11 protein-coding genes are annotated in these 15,224 nt (G+C 43.4%); 6 read left to right on the top strand and 5 right to left on the bottom strand.

Going from position 1 to position 15,224, the window contains the following annotated elements; all coding sequences use genetic code 11:
• Positions 1-236: 236 nt before the first annotated feature.
• Entirely contained in the window at positions 237-722 is a 486-nt protein-coding gene (locus JCM16456_RS02900; RefSeq protein WP_068712198.1) for a hypothetical protein, read from the top strand.
• Between the two features lie 20 nt (positions 723-742).
• On the opposite strand, the gene JCM16456_RS02895 is transcribed toward JCM16456_RS02900, so the two are convergent.
• Both JCM16456_RS02895 and JCM16456_RS02890 read right to left on the bottom strand, forming a co-directional pair.
• Positions 743-1,231 (bottom strand): putative 4-hydroxy-4-methyl-2-oxoglutarate aldolase, encoded by a 489-nt coding sequence (locus tag JCM16456_RS02895; RefSeq protein WP_068712197.1) that lies wholly within the window; start codon positions 1,229-1,231, stop codon positions 743-745.
• 50 nt (positions 1,232-1,281) lie between these two features.
• Positions 1,282-1,677: a DUF3293 domain-containing protein gene (locus JCM16456_RS02890; RefSeq protein ID WP_068712195.1), complete on the bottom strand. Its 396-nt coding sequence runs from the start codon at positions 1,675-1,677 to the stop codon at positions 1,282-1,284.
• Between the two features lie 317 nt (positions 1,678-1,994).
• Between JCM16456_RS02890 and arcA the strand changes: the two genes are divergently transcribed.
• A complete protein-coding gene (arcA, locus tag JCM16456_RS02885; protein ID WP_068712193.1) occupies positions 1,995-2,711 on the top strand; it encodes a two-component system response regulator ArcA in 717 nt (238 codons plus the stop codon).
• Between the two features lie 61 nt (positions 2,712-2,772).
• On the opposite strand, the gene JCM16456_RS02880 is transcribed toward arcA, so the two are convergent.
• Complete coding sequence (locus JCM16456_RS02880; protein WP_068712191.1) at positions 2,773-3,222, bottom strand: hypothetical protein; 450 nt, start codon at positions 3,220-3,222, stop codon at positions 2,773-2,775.
• Position 3,223: 1 nt separating this feature from the next.
• Complete coding sequence (arcB, locus tag JCM16456_RS02875; RefSeq protein ID WP_408068376.1) at positions 3,224-5,557, bottom strand: aerobic respiration two-component sensor histidine kinase ArcB; 2,334 nt, start codon at positions 5,555-5,557, stop codon at positions 3,224-3,226.
• Between the two features lie 316 nt (positions 5,558-5,873).
• Between arcB and JCM16456_RS02870 the strand changes: the two genes are divergently transcribed.
• The 3 genes from JCM16456_RS02870 (at position 5,874) to JCM16456_RS02860 (ending at position 9,166) form a co-directional block, all read left to right on the top strand.
• Positions 5,874-7,247, top strand: coding sequence for an acetaldehyde dehydrogenase (acetylating) (locus tag JCM16456_RS02870; protein ID WP_068712189.1), 1,374 nt, complete (start codon positions 5,874-5,876; stop codon positions 7,245-7,247).
• 331 nt (positions 7,248-7,578) lie between these two features.
• Positions 7,579-8,430: a helix-turn-helix transcriptional regulator gene (locus tag JCM16456_RS02865; RefSeq protein WP_068712188.1), complete on the top strand. Its 852-nt coding sequence runs from the start codon at positions 7,579-7,581 to the stop codon at positions 8,428-8,430.
• Between the two features lie 172 nt (positions 8,431-8,602).
• Positions 8,603-9,166 (top strand): sugar O-acetyltransferase, encoded by a 564-nt coding sequence (locus JCM16456_RS02860; RefSeq protein WP_068712187.1) that lies wholly within the window; start codon positions 8,603-8,605, stop codon positions 9,164-9,166.
• A gap of 17 nt (positions 9,167-9,183) precedes the next feature.
• On the opposite strand, the gene JCM16456_RS02855 is transcribed toward JCM16456_RS02860, so the two are convergent.
• Complete coding sequence (locus JCM16456_RS02855) at positions 9,184-10,143, bottom strand: TIGR01212 family radical SAM protein (RefSeq protein ID WP_068712186.1); 960 nt, start codon at positions 10,141-10,143, stop codon at positions 9,184-9,186.
• Between the two features lie 598 nt (positions 10,144-10,741).
• On the opposite strand from JCM16456_RS02855, the gene gltB reads away from it, so the two are divergent.
• Positions 10,742-15,205 (top strand): glutamate synthase large subunit, encoded by a 4,464-nt coding sequence (gene gltB, locus JCM16456_RS02850; RefSeq protein ID WP_068712185.1) that lies wholly within the window; start codon positions 10,742-10,744, stop codon positions 15,203-15,205.
• Positions 15,206-15,224: the final 19 nt, after the last annotated feature.

Raw genomic sequence — 15,224 nt, 5'->3', positions numbered from 1 at the left:
TATGCACTTGAAATAATAAAAATCCCTATAGAATCGGTTACTTTTGTTCACAACAACGATATTTTGTACAAAGCACATAGACTTAGGGGAGATTACAATCTGACGATTTGACTAAACTCGTCTATGCTTAAATCAAGTGACTCTCTAGGATTTCTCATTGCAAGGCACGCTACGTGGAGAACTCATAGGGGTTTAATTGAGGTCATTTGGGTACACATTAATTAGAGGGAACAATAATGAAACTCGCATGGGTAGTGAGTTCATGTTTGTTGTTATCCGTATCGGCACAAGCTTACACGCTACCAGAACTCATAGATGATTCTGCAACACCCGTTTCGCCGCACAAGCTGTTTTTCAGTAGCCAGCAGAATGGCAATAACGTCGATGGATGGGTGGTGGATAGTGGTTATCGCTACTCCCTGTTTGAAAATATAGATCTCTTTATCGGGACCAGCTTAGGTACTAGTGCATCATCAGAACTCTCCGAGAAAAGCTTTATGAGTGGCCTGAGTTATCAATACAGCGACCGCTTATTGCTCAAAAGTACACTTCACTCTGTGATCAGTTCCTATCATAAAGATCTTCAAGAATCGGATAGTGATACCCTTTCTGCCGAGTTTTCCAGTCAATACCGAGTATCAGATAAGATAGATTTGCATGCCACTCTCGGTTATCAAGAGTGGCAACAAGATGTAGAAGTTGGATTAGGATTTCGCTTTTAAATTACGCTATGTGGCACAAGCTAAAAAGTCAGATCTAGCTCAACAGGAGAGATGAGCATGCCATTCCAATCGGCATAAATGTAATCTCCCGGCAATACGATTTGATTTTGCAAAGAGAGTTTCACATTCACTTCGCCAGCCCCACGCTTCTCTGTTTTGATCGGACATGTACCAAGCGCTTTGACACCTAGATCCATTTCAGACATAGCAACGACATCGCGGACAGCACCATAAATAATGACGCCTTCCCAATCATTCTCAATCGCTGAAATCGCAATTTGATCGCCCATCAACGCCCGTTGGCATGAGCCATGGCCATCAACCACTAAGACTTTGCCTTTGCCATTGGTTTGCAGGATATCTTTCACTTTCGAGTTATCGTGATAGCAACGAACCGTAACAACTTCACCCCAAAAAGAAAATCGTTGGCCGAAGTTCTGTAACGGTAGATCAAGTAATGTGACCTTAGAACCGTATTTATCGCTAATATCCGGTGTTATGTCTCTCATCATTCCTCCTTGATTTTTATCGTCTCCAAGCCACTCAACAACGAACTTGGCTATGTTTTTATTATCTTTTCTTGAATATTGCCTAGGGAGAGGTACTGTGAATCTACGCAAGAATATAGATACAGTATGTTATTTCTTACGTAGTAGATGGCATTTTGTTCAAAAGTGCGAGCTAGCTCCAATGCCGACTCTAACTCCATGGCAACGGCAAAACTTTCCTCAAACCATTCAAATTTCGCATCACCAACAGTGACACTCACCCAATCATAATCAACAAGCTCATCCTGTAAACGTTGATTATTTAGGCAATTCTCACTATGTGACAACTTCTGACTTCTAGGGTTCCAAGCTGTGATCACGGTATAGCATTTTGTGAGAAAGTCTTGTTCAAAGTCAAACTTAACCTCTGAATAACTTTGCCAAAGATGTGCATTTATTTTCATCAATGCCTCAGTTTACAATTGATTACGATTGTTAATAACGCTTCGATTACAACTCTTGATGTAAATCAACAAAGTGATTGGAATTAACATTTGGTCATTGTTAGCATGCTGTTAACATTATAAAATCCGCCCATAGCCTAGTAGAACCTTGAAGTGGGGAGACTTCAATTGTAATTACAACCCAAGGAGGGCGGGCGAGATCAGAGAACATTTAGTCAAAATACATCGGTTTATGATCAACATAACATTACATGTATGTTATATTTTTGCCTAGAATGAGTTCTATTAGCACAGTTTTTTCACAATTTTAGGTACCGCCAATGCAAACCCCGCAGATTCTTATTGTTGAAGACGAGCAAGTAACTCGTAACACTCTAAAGAGCATTTTTGAAGCAGAGGGATACGCTGTTTTTGAAGCAAGTAATGGTGAAGATATGCACCATGTGCTTTCTGAGCACCCAATTAACTTAGTGATTATGGATATCAACTTGCCGGGCAAAAATGGTCTGCTGCTCGCTCGCGAACTCCGCGAACAAGCGAATGTTGCCCTAATGTTCCTGACTGGTCGAGATAATGAAGTCGATAAAATCCTAGGATTGGAAATTGGTGCTGATGATTACATCACCAAACCATTCAACCCTCGTGAATTGACTATTCGTGCACGTAACCTGCTAAGCCGTTCAATGAATGCAAGCGCTTCACAAGAAGAAAAACGTTCTGTAGAAAAATATGAGTTTAACGGTTGGGTGCTCGACATCAACAGTCGCTCTTTGATTAGCCCTAGTGGTGATGGTTATAAATTGCCTCGCTCTGAATTCCGTGCATTACTTCACTTCTGTGAAAACCCGGGCAAAATTCAGACTCGTGCCGACCTATTGAAGAAAATGACTGGCCGTGAACTAAAACCGCACGATCGCACAGTAGACGTTACGATTCGTCGTATTCGTAAGCACTTTGAATCTGTTTCTGGTACACCAGAAATTATCGCAACGATTCATGGTGAAGGTTACCGTTTCTGTGGTGACTTAGAAGATTAAGACTATTTAGTCTAATCAAAAAAGCCCTGATTATTCAGGGCTTTTTTATAAGAGGCTAATTTTAGTATACCCGGTCAATATCAACTTTGCGCTCAACTAACCAAACATCACCATCGCTATCAAGCAACTCTAAAGCAACAGCGACGGTTTTATTCAAGTGCAATGCAATTTCGGTTTGAAAAACCACCTCCCAAACATTTTCACTTTGAGTACGCAGTTCTACGTCATCACCATTGATCACCCAAAAGTCCTTGCCTTGTTTTAACACGATCTGCTTAACCGTCAAATCAGCAGGCAACTCGCCAGAAGTCGTTAGTGTTAACGTTCCGTTTAAGTTACGTGTTTGAGCTGACTTATCGGCATTCGGTAATAAATCAGTCCACAAATTGCTTTTAAGCTCAACATCAATGTGAGCCAATTCAGCCAAGTTACCCTGCTCCCAGTTCACATTTGGAGAGAAGGAGCATGCGGTCAAAAAACAGACCAAAGCGAGTAAAGCGAACTTTTTCATACTATTTCCTTTGAGCTAACCACTGTTTTAGCACTTGAATGTCAGACTGATAGTCATTTTTGATTTCATCTACCCAGTCGGTGATGTTTTCCCACCAAGCTGGGGCGTCTGGAGTTTGGGCCTTTTGCGCCACACTCTGAATATGTTTCAAGCCAATAGAGCCTGCAGCCCCTTTAATTTTATGCGCTTCGGAGGCGATACCCTGTTGATCCTTAGCGACCATATTCGAATCCAACACCGCCAAATAGGAAGGCATCATCTCTTCAAAGAGCTGAACACTTTCAATGACAGGTTGAGCACCAACAATACTGACGTACGACTCTAACATATCCAAATCAAGAAGCCTTGAATAAACTTCGTTTCCGATCGCACTCTGCGCCGATTCCTGCACCTGAGACGTTTGGGGGAGCTCTTTACCAGTCATTTTTGCTAGTACCTCTTGAACCGCGCCAACAGACAACGGCTTGCTGATAGCATCATCCATGCCTTTTTGACGATATTCATCTTTGTTCTTCAATACATTGGCTGTTAATGCCACCAGAGGTGGTAACTGCTTATAACGGGAACGAAAATCTTTGGCTATATCAAACCCTGTCATATCAGGTAATTGAATATCCAAGAAAACCAAATCATACACCTCTGGGTCAAAATTGGCTTTTGCTTCTTCCCCTGTCATCGCGACAGAAACCTTATGTCCTAAAGATTCCAGTAAAGAGCGAGCAACCGTAATATTGAGAGGAATATCTTCGACCATAAAGATATTTAAAGGTCGTTGCGACTCATACTGAATCGAATGATCTTCCTCCTCATGAATAACAGGAACACGAATCGTAACGGTGAACGTGCTACCAAAGCCCTCTTCACTGCTCACCGTAATGTCACCGCCCATCAGGTTAATCAGCTGACGAGACACAGATAAACCAATACCAGTTCCGACGGCATGAAGATTATCTTTACCTGATTTCACCTGATAATACATGGCAAAGATTTTATCGACTTCACTTTCTGGAATGCCAATTCCAGTATCTTCAATATCCATAATAATATCAGCAAAGTCGTCTTCAATCTCAGCACTGACCGTCATCACAATGCCGCCTTCTTTCGTGAATTTCACCGCATTACTGATAATATTCCACAAAACCTGGCGTAGACGCGTTGCATCAACCTCAATCAAATGGGGCAAGTCTGTCAGTCGGTCAAGGTCAAAACGCAATCCTTTCTGCTCTGCCATTAGGGTAGAAAGGCTCTCTAGTTCAACCACAAACTCATCGAAATCAAGCGATGCAGGGAAAAGCTCCAGCTTACGACGATCAAACTTATCCATATCAATAATATCGTTAAAAATATTACCTAACGTTACTGCGCTCACATTGATCGTCTGCATGTACTTGTGCTGCTCTTGAGTCAACGGCGAATCCAGTAACATACGGCTTAAACCCACGATACCATTAAGGGGCGTACGCAATTCATGGCTAATAGTAGAAATGAAGGTGGTTTTATCCCGTGACGCTTTCTCTAAAGACTCTTCATGACGTTTACGCTCGGTAATATCACGACCAAATCCGACTAGGCCTAGGTGATCACCATCTTTGCTATAAAAAGGTACCTTACGCAGTTCAAAAAAGCTCTTACTTCCATCAGGATACTCAAGCCATTGTTCATAGGTAATCGAACTATTGGTTTTGAATACATCTTGGTCAGTTTCCACAATCGATTGAGCAATCTCTTTGCGATACACATCCCACGGCGTTAGCCCCACCAATTCGTGCTCACTGCGTCCAGTCAACTCTTCCATGGCACGGTTACAGCCAGAAAACTCACCTTTTGCATTACGGTAATAAATCAGATCAGGTGATGCATCAATAAAAGAACGTAACAAGGCCGTACGTTCCGCCAGTTCAAGTTGCGTTTTTTCACGCTGATGGACTTCGTTTTCCAAGTCGACCATCGCAATCTCACGTGCTTCTTCCGCTTTTATTCGCTCTTCAATTTCTTGATTAAGTTTGACTATATTCTGCTGCAGTTTCTGATTCAATTCCTGATCGCGTGAGCGCATATCTTTCAGTTTAGAAACCAATTTAGAGAGACGCTGACGCGACTCTTCAAGCTGATCGACAACAACAGAAAGAAAATAAACAGCCCATGGAGTAATAAGCAAACCAAAAAAGACCGAGCGGACGATATCAATGTCATCCACATGTCCTTTCAGGGCTAAAGTAATCCCCACTTGAACTACAACGGCGAGAGCAACCAGCGCCAGCGCTAAGAGAATAGAAAAACGCAAAATGCCCAGCTTGACTAACAAGTCGACATAATACTGAGCCAAATTCTTCATTGGTTTCATTCAAAACTCCATAGGAATGAATTAGTGCTAGTCTAGCGTGTTTATGCCCTATTCGTCAGCTTTCTCAATCACAACCCATTGAAGTTAGTTGATTCGCCCACTTTCTCTCTCATTTCCTTTCATTTTACAAAATAACATTAGTTGGCCGATTTTATTACCCAGATCACGTATTTTGCACTCCCATTTCCGTCATTAAAAAATGAGCTATTTTTTTAAAATGTGAATTAGTTGTGAAAAAGCCCCGTTGCTATTATCCGCGCCATGGAAAGCTCACATACATAATGAGTACAACATTGGAGATATTCCCATGACACGTGAAACCCTAACTAACGAGTCGGTACAAGAAGCTCAAGCTCTTATCCAACAGGCAGCTCAAGCCCAAACCACCTTAAAAACATTTTCTCAAATGCAAATCGATAGCATCGTAAAAAGCATGGCAGATGCAGCACTACGTGAGAGCATTCGCCTAGCGCAATTGGCTGCTGATGAAACCGGGTTTGGTAATGCTGCTGATAAGGTAGTGAAAAATGAATTTGCTAGTAAAAAGCTTTACGAGCACATTAAAGACCAGAAAACGATAGGTGTACTCAATACCGATCTTGTGACTCGCACAATGGATGTAGCCGTACCTATGGGTGTATTGGCGGCACTGATTCCATCAACCAACCCAACATCGACCACTATTTATAAGACAATGATTGCTATCAAATCAGGCAATGGCATTGTTATTTCTCCACACCCATCTGCAATCAAATCCATTACAGAAACCGTACGTGTTGTCTATGAAGCAGCACTAGCAGCTGGCGCACCAGAAGGTATTATTGGCTGCATGAGCAAGCTTTCACTCGAAGGCACTCAAGAGCTGATGACCAACCATGACACCGCCCTTATTCTTGCAACTGGTGGCGAAGCGATGGTACGTGCGGCATACAGCTCTGGTAACCCTGCAATTGGTGTCGGCCCAGGTAATTCACCGGCTTACATCGAAAAATCAGCAAACGTAACAAAAGCTGTAGAAAAGATTTTCCTTAGTAAAACCTTCGACAACGGCGTTATCTGCGCATCAGAGCAATCCATTGTGGTTGAAAAATCCATGGCAGAACGCGTGCGCAATGAGATCGTGAAAAATGGCGGTTATTTCCTATCTAACGAAGAGTCTGCGCAACTAGGCCAATTCATTCTGCGTGAAAATGGCACCATGAACCCACAAATCGTTGGTAAAACAGCACAATATGTTGCAGAACTTGCAGGTATCACTGTTCCAGATGACACCCGTATCTTACTGTCAGAGCAAAACACCGTTAGTAAAACTAACCCATATTCAAGAGAAAAATTGACTCCTATCTTGGCGTTCTATGTAGAGGAAGACAACGCAGCTGCACTGCAACGTTGTAATGATTTATTAGTCAACGAAGGTAGTGGTCATACGGCTTCAATTCACTCAAACAACATCAGTGTGATTCAAGAATTCTCTCTTCGTATGCCTGTATCACGTTGTCTGGTTAACACACCAAGTGCGTTAGGCGGGATTGGCGCAACTACCGACCTAACACCAGCTTTAACGCTAGGTTGCGGCGCTGTTGGTGGCAGTTCAGTATCTGATAACGTAGGTCCTGAACATCTATTTAATATCAAGAAAGTGGTTTACCACTTCGAAGAACAACTGGAAAACGTTGCTTAAGTTAACTTGGTTTCTTCTGCGTCAGTGACATTCCCAAGCTTCTGTCGCAAAGAAAGGGTATAGAAGAGACCCGTTCTTTCTTGTCTAAACCAATAACATAAGCAGGCTCAACAAGACCTACCACATTACTTGTTGGGCCTTTCTTATTTATCCATGGACTAAATCCAGATCACACATTTCACCAAATAACGCGTATTTACACTTTATAACTCATTAAATTTAATGACTAAAGACTAAATAATGAACTTACGCTCATAAAAACTAATATAGTGAATAGGAATAACTTCCCCTATAATCAGCGCTGTTCAGGCATAAAAAAACGAGGTGCCCTATGGATAAAATTTCTAATTTTAACAAGGTAGCTGAAACCGAATATGCTTTTTCAACTGATAGCATTAATTTGATGTACTACGATCTACCCAAGCATTTTTGCGATGAATATCGTTCGTATGACTCACCTCGCCTGTGTACTATTATCTCAGGAAGCAAAACAGTAAGCATTAATCAGTCTGAACGCTTCGTTTACGGTAAGGAGCAATTTATCCTTTTACCACCCCATTCCAACGTCTATATGTCGATGCCAGAATACACTAAAGCGTTGGTGTATGAATTTAGCGATCACTTAATCGATGATGTTAACCAAAAAGTGTCAGCTAATTTGCAAATCGAGTTAGCTAAAGACATTACCTATTCAACATTTTTTCTAGATTCAATTTCCCATCGGCTAACAGCGTTACAATCTCGCATGCAAGAGATCATGGTGGAAGAAGATGCCAACATGAAATTTTTGGTAGATATTACTAGCCAAGAATTAGTCTATGAATTGATGAAAATTCAAGGATGCCACGACATTATTCAACACCACCAGCATCATCCAATCAATAAAGCCATTCGCTTAATGAATTCGACGCAAGGCAACCACATGTCCATTTCAGATATTGCAGAAGAGGTGGATATGTCACTGTCTAATTTCAGCCAGAAATTTAAATTGATTACCAACCAATGTCCAAAAGACTATCTAACCAAGCTGCGTTTAAAGAAATCTCGTCAGTATTTGCGGAACCTTTCTGTCACAGACACTGCTTATGAAACTGGTTACGACAATATCTCTCACTATATTCGTTTATTCAAAAAAGAATATGGCATTACCCCTAAGCAATATCAGCTCATGGAAGTGCGTTAACTCATTAAATATCAGTTATTGCTAAATAATTCCTCACAGTAAGTCGAATAAAGTAAATTCGACCTACTTCTCTTTTTACCTGATAACAGCCCCGTAGTATTAGCGGTTTATATTATTGGTTATATACCCAAATGACCTCAAGATACGGTTACTTGGGTATACAGGGGAAATCATGAGTGCTTATCAAGATATGGTGGCGGGTAAACGCTATCCAATTAATGATGCTGAACTGATCGAAATTCGCAATCTAACTCGTAATAGAGTCGCCGAATACAACCTTTTGCCACGAGAAGCGCTCGATGAACAACAAGCATTATTGGAACAAATTTTTTCTCAAATTGGGGAAGACGTGCATTTTGAGAAACAATTAAATGTTGATTATGGCGTCAATACCTCGCTTGGCAGTCACGTTTTTATCAACTTCAATTTCGTGTTGTTAGATTGTGCACCAGTAACCATTGGCGATCACGTATTTATTGGCCCTAATGTTCAAATTTACACGGCGCATCATCCATTAGATGCAGCAACTCGTGACCAACACATAGGCTGGGCTAAGCCTATTACCATAGGTTCTCACGTTTGGATTGGTGGCGGGGCGATTATTTTACCAGGAGTAACGATTGGTGATGGTGCTGTCATCGGTGCAGGTAGTGTAGTGACCAAAGATGTCCCAGCCTATCATCTGGCGATGGGCAATCCAGCCAAAGTATCCCGAACACTACCTCAAGAAAACTGACGCTAAACCAACTCTATTTAGTTGATATTGTGATGGAGAGCCTGACTATTAGGCAGAGTGTAACAAAATGGCTGGCCGAGCAAGGAACCTTGCGGGCCAAGCTCATTGAGGATTTTGCCTAACTCGGTCATCGCTAACCAGCGGTTCTCACACCAGAGTGGGGATAATAGCGTTGGGCGGCGCGCCGCTGAAGAAACGCGGTGATAAATGATCTCTGGTGGAGTACGGCGAATCATTTCACTCGCAACATCAAGATAGAACTCCAGCGTGGGCGCCTCAAGCCTTCCTGCATGCCATGCTTTCGCCATCGTGCTTCCTTCAACAATGTGTAAACCATGCAATTTAATGCCATCGGTTCCTGTCTCTAACACTTTGGCAAGCGTTTGCAGGTTATCCTCTTTCCCTTCTTTGGGTAAGCCGATAATCAGATGTGTACACACCTTGATTCCAAGCGCACGCGCACGTGGCACTATCTCGGCATAGGCCGCGTAATCATGACCGCGATTAATTCGTTTAAGAGTCTGGTCATTGGCGGTCTGCAACCCTAACTCTAACCACACTTCATAACCTTGATCTACGTAAGAAGCTAGTAATTCAAGAACAGCATCCGGAACACAATCTGGGCGAGTCCCCACACAAAGACCAACAATATTGGCCATTTTCAACGCCTGCTCATACATGTTTCTTAGCACCTGAACCTCTGCATAAGTACTTGTATAAGCTTGAAAATATGCCAAGTATTTATTAGCTCGAGTAATCTCACCGGCACGATTGGTGAGTTGCTGTTCAATCGATTGAATTTGGGTTTGCTCATCCGCAAATGAAGCTACATTGCAAAATGTGCATCCACCACGACCTATCGTGCCATCTCGGTTAGGACAGCTAAAACCGCCATGCAAAGTTAACTTATGAACGCGTTCTCCATAACGACGTTGTAAATCTTGGCCGATAGTATTCACCAATTCATGTAACTGCATGGAGCATTTTCCGTTGTACAAAAGAGAGATATCAATACGGAAGAAGTTTAGGCGACCAGAGTCACGGCAAGCCTAATCAAAATCAAGAAAAGTACATAAAATCGTGTTTTGTTCAGTAGATAACGGCTCGACAAGGCACCATCAAAGGATTCATAAAGGCCTTGCCAATAAATTAGAGTAAAAAACCAAAATAAAATAAATAGTCAGATAATAACTCTGCAAAATAACCGCATTAATATGACAACCACCTCATATCTGGACTTTGCACACCAGCACCATCTACACTCATTTTAGTTAAATTTCTCATAATGTGAGAGAAATGAAGAATTTTAGTGCAACAAATGATTTTTTAAATCATTGAAATTAAAGACTTTAAAATAGAACTTACCTCTAAACCCCCTGCATGATTGATTTTTCACCAGTGGCTTGACCTTTTGTACAATTAGCTATAGGTTGTGAACTCAGTGAAAATTTTATAACTGAGCTCTTTTACAGTTTTAGTCATTTTTATTACATAAACACTCATATAATTATAATCAACAAGAATAGCTAGTCATTTGCTGTCTGGAAGACAGAAAGGCAAGAAGGGAGAATTGCAATGGCTCTATATGATCCAAGTTTTGAACGAGATAACTGCGGTTTTGGCTTAATTGCCCACATGGAAGGCCAAGCGAGTCATAAGCTTGTGCGTACCGCAATCTCTGCTCTTGATCGTATGACTCACCGTGGTGGGATTGCAGCTGACGGTAAAACCGGCGATGGCTGTGGTCTACTACTTCAAAAACCGGATTCATACTTACGTCTGATCGCCGAAGAGCAACACTGGAAGCTCGGTCGACAGTACGCAATTGGTATGATTTTTCTTAGCCGTGATCCTGTTAAAGCACAAACAGCTCGCGATATCATCAATAAAGAACTGACTCAAGAAACCCTAACCGTTGCTGGTTGGCGTGCAGTACCAACCAATCCGAAAGTGTTGGGCCCAATTGCAAGCGATTCTTTACCCGATATTCAGCAAGTATTTGTTTCTGCACCTGCAGGCTGGCAAGCACGAGACATTGAGCGTCGTTTGTATATCGCACGACGTCGTATCGAAAAACAAATTACAGAAGATAATGACTTTTATATCTGTTCATTATCCACCCAGGTGATCGTCTACAAAGGCCTATGTATGCCTGCAGACCTTCCCCGCTTTTATTTAGACTTAGCCGATTTACGCATGGAATCCGCTATTTGTCTGTTCCACCAGCGCTTTTCAACCAACACACAACCACGTTGGCCATTGGCTCAACCGTTCCGCTATCTAGCACATAACGGTGAGATCAACACCATACAGGGGAACCGCGAATGGGCGCGCGCTCGCGGTTATAAGTTTTCATCACCGCTCCTTCCTGATTTACAGAGCGCAGCGCCATTCGTTAACGAAACCGGCTCTGATTCATCAAGCTTAGACAACATGCTTGAACTGCTGCTGCAAGGTGGTATGGACCTATTCCGTGCGATGCGCATGCTAGTGCCACCGGCATGGCAGCACCACCCTGATATGGATGATGACTTACGTGCCTTCTACGATTTCAACTCGAAGCACATGGAACCATGGGACGGCCCGGCGGGGATTGTATTGTCTGATGGTCGTTACGCTGCCTGTAACCTAGACCGTAACGGTCTTCGTCCAGCTCGCTATGTCATTACCAAAGATAAGCTAATTACTCTGGCATCAGAAATTGGAATTTGGGATTACGCTCCTGACGAAGTGGCAGAAAAAGGCCGTGTTGGTCCTGGTGAGCTACTGGTAATCGATACACAAAGCGGGAAAATTTGGCAATCAAGTGAAATCGATAACGACTTAAAAGAGCGCCATCCATACCGTGAATGGCTGGATCGCTGCGTTTACCCACTCACACCATTCTCTGCTTTGCCAGACGATAAAGTGGGCGAGCGAAACTTTGACGAAGACCTACTAAGAACCTATCAGAAACAATTCGCGATGAGTAATGAAGAGATTGATCAAATCCTTCGTGTTCTCGGTGATATGGGTCAAGAAGCTGTCGGCTCTATGGGCGATGATGCTCCGATGGCGGTACTTTCCTCAAAAGAGCGCTTAATTACCGACTATTTCCGTCAAAAATTTGCTCAGGTGACCAACCCACCAATCGATCCTCTGCGCGAAAAACACGTGATGTCATTAGCTACTTGTATTGGTCAAGAGATGAACGTGTTCAACGAAACCGATGGTCACGCCTATCGCGTCACATTTGGCTCGCCAGTGCTGCTCTACTCAGACATGCAACAACTGCTTACTCTGAATGACGAGCACTATCGCAATACCATCTTGGATATCAACTTTAATCCAGATGAAAAAGATCTCAAACAAGCTGTTTTAGACCTATGTGACGAAGCAGAAAAAGTAGTTCGCGAAGGTACGGTATTGTTGGTTCTTTCCGACCGAGCGCTCACTAAAGGCAAATTACCAATTCCAGCAGCAATGGCCGTTGGTGCGATTCAAACACGCTTAGTTGATACTCAATTACGCTGTGATGCCAACATTATCGTAGAAACTGCAGCCGCCCGTGACCCACACCAATTTGCGGTACTACTCGGATTTGGTGCAACTGCGGTTTACCCTTACCTCGCCTACGAAACATTAGGTAAGTTGGTCGACGATGGCGCAATTGATAAAAACTATCGCGATGTGATGCAAAACTATCAGTATGGCATCGATAAAGGCTTGTATAAGATCATGTCGAAAATGGGCATTTCGACCGTGGCATCCTATCGTTGTTCACAACTGTTTGAAGCAGTTGGCTTGAATAAAGAACTGACATCCCTTTGCTTTAAAGGCGTTGTTAGCCGCATTCAAGGGGCGAATTTCTCCGATTTCCAACAAGACCTATTTAACTTATCGCGCAAAGCGTGGGCAAAACGCAAACCTCTCGAACACGGTGGGCTACTAAAATACGTTCACGGTGGTGAATACCACGCTTATAACCCTGATGTCGTTCAAACATTACAAAAAGCGGTTAAGAGTGGCGATACTAACGACTACCATGATTTTTCGGCTCAAGTAAATACACGCCCAGTAGCAACACTGCGCGATTTGATGACGCTAAAGAAAACCGGCCAATCACTTCCTTTAGAGAAGATTGAACCCGCAACAGACCTCTTCAAACGCTTTGACTCTGCTGCGATGTCAATTGGTGCATTAAGCCCTGAAGCACACGAAGCATTAGCAACGGCAATGAACCGTTTGGGCGGTTTCTCTAATTCAGGTGAAGGGGGTGAAGACCCACGTCGCTTCGGTACTGAGAAAAACTCCCGTATCAAACAGGTTGCTTCTGGTCGTTTTGGTGTCACACCGCATTACTTGACCAGTGCTGATGTATTGCAAATTAAAGTGGCACAAGGCGCCAAACCGGGCGAAGGTGGCCAACTTCCGGGTCATAAGGTAACAGCAGAAATTGCGCGCCTACGTCACTCAGTACAAGGTGTTACGCTTATTTCGCCACCACCGCACCATGATATCTATTCAATTGAAGATTTGGCGCAATTGATCTTCGATTTGAAACAAGTCAACCCAGATGCACTCGTCTCTGTCAAACTGGTTTCTGAACCCGGTGTAGGTACGATTGCAACCGGTGTTGCAAAAGCGTATGCCGATTTAATCACTATCTCTGGATATGACGGTGGCACAGCAGCAAGCCCACTGACTTCCGTAAAATATGCTGGTTGTCCTTGGGAATTAGGCTTAGCCGAAACCCAACAGGCTCTGGTTGCCAATGGCTTGCGTCACAAAATCCGCCTGCAAGTGGATGGCGGTTTGAAAACGGGCTTAGATGTCATCAAAGGCGCTATTTTAGGTGCTGAAAGCTTTGGTTTCGGTACTGCGCCAATGGTTTCAATGGGCTGTAAATTCCTGCGTATCTGCCACCTCAACAACTGTGCAACAGGTGTCGCAACTCAAGACGAAACATTGCGCAAGCAATACTTCAAAGGCTTACCTGAAATGGTGATGAACTATTTCACCGGTCTTGCTGAAGAAGTACGTGGTTACTTAGCTGAGCTAGGTGTTGAGAAACTGACGGATTTGATTGGTCGAACCGACCTGCTTGAAGTTGTCAATGGCATGACGGCAAAACAGAGCAAACTCGACCTCTCTGATATATTGGCAAAACCAGTCTCTCCAGAAGGCTTGCCTTTGCATTGTACCGAACCCAATACACCATTTGACCACGGTGAGCTAAACCAGCGCATCGTCAAAGATGCAATCAAAGCGGTTGAAGCTCAAGAGTCATTAGAGCTTTACTATAACGTGATTAACACTGACCGTTCTATCGGTGCTCGCCTATCTGGCGAAATTGCCAAACGTTATGGCAACCAAGGACTCGCAGCCACGCCAATTCGTATCGTGTTGGAAGGGACCGCAGGTCAATCCTTCGGGGTTTGGAACGCTGGTGGTGTCGAACTGATTCTAACAGGCGATGCTAACGACTATGTGGGCAAAGGCATGGCTGGCGGTAAGCTGGTGATAAAACCTCACCAAGGCACTGCTTTTGCTTGTAACGAAGCAACCATTATTGGTAATACCTGTTTGTACGGTGCTACGGGCGGTAAGCTCTTTGCAGCGGGTAAAGCAGGCGAACGTTTTGGCGTTCGTAACTCTGGCACCATCGCGGTAATTGAAGGCGCGGGTGATAACGCATGTGAGTACATGACGGGTGGTATTGTCGCTATTTTAGGCGCAACAGGGGTTAACTTTGGCGCAGGTATGACAGGCGGTTTCGCTTACGTACTTGACCAAAATGGCGATTTCCAAGGCCGTGTCAACGAAGAATCCGTTGAAGCACTGTCACTGGAAGATCTCTACATTCACCAAGAACATTTGCGTGGTTTGATTGCAGAGCACTTAGAGCAAACCGGCTCTACTTACGCAGAAACCATCTTAGCGAACTTTGATGAATGGATTCCTAAGTTCTACCTTGTTAAACCACAAGCCGCGGATCTTCAGACTCTTCTGGGTCACCAAAGCCGTAGTGCAGCAGAACTTCGTGTTCAGGCACAGTAATTGGAAGGAGCCAAGAAAC

Origin of the sequence: Vibrio tritonius, assembly GCF_001547935.1 — a bacterium.
Taxonomy (GTDB): Bacteria; Pseudomonadota; Gammaproteobacteria; order Enterobacterales; family Vibrionaceae; genus Vibrio; species Vibrio tritonius.
The sequence above is the reverse complement of the archived record's forward strand: the minus strand, read 5'-3'. Positions and strand labels throughout refer to the sequence as shown.

Excerpts from the sequence above, each read along its gene's own strand:
- JCM16456_RS02900 (WP_068712198.1), top strand. The coding sequence starts at position 237 with ATGAAACTCGCATGGGTAGTGAGTTCATGTTTGTTGTTATCCGTATCG.
- JCM16456_RS02895 (WP_068712197.1), bottom strand. The coding sequence starts at position 1,231 with ATGAGAGACATAACACCGGATATTAGCGATAAATACGGTTCTAAGGTC.
- arcA (WP_068712193.1), top strand. The coding sequence starts at position 1,995 with ATGCAAACCCCGCAGATTCTTATTGTTGAAGACGAGCAAGTAACTCGT.
- JCM16456_RS02880 (WP_068712191.1), bottom strand. The coding sequence starts at position 3,222 with ATGAAAAAGTTCGCTTTACTCGCTTTGGTCTGTTTTTTGACCGCATGC.
- arcB (WP_408068376.1), bottom strand. The coding sequence starts at position 5,557 with ATGAAGAATTTGGCTCAGTATTATGTCGACTTGTTAGTCAAGCTGGGC.
- JCM16456_RS02870 (WP_068712189.1), top strand. The coding sequence starts at position 5,874 with ATGACACGTGAAACCCTAACTAACGAGTCGGTACAAGAAGCTCAAGCT.
- JCM16456_RS02865 (WP_068712188.1), top strand. The coding sequence starts at position 7,579 with ATGGATAAAATTTCTAATTTTAACAAGGTAGCTGAAACCGAATATGCT.
- JCM16456_RS02860 (WP_068712187.1), top strand. The coding sequence starts at position 8,603 with ATGAGTGCTTATCAAGATATGGTGGCGGGTAAACGCTATCCAATTAAT.
- JCM16456_RS02855 (WP_068712186.1), bottom strand. The coding sequence starts at position 10,143 with ATGCAGTTACATGAATTGGTGAATACTATCGGCCAAGATTTACAACGT.
- gltB (WP_068712185.1), top strand. The coding sequence starts at position 10,742 with ATGGCTCTATATGATCCAAGTTTTGAACGAGATAACTGCGGTTTTGGC.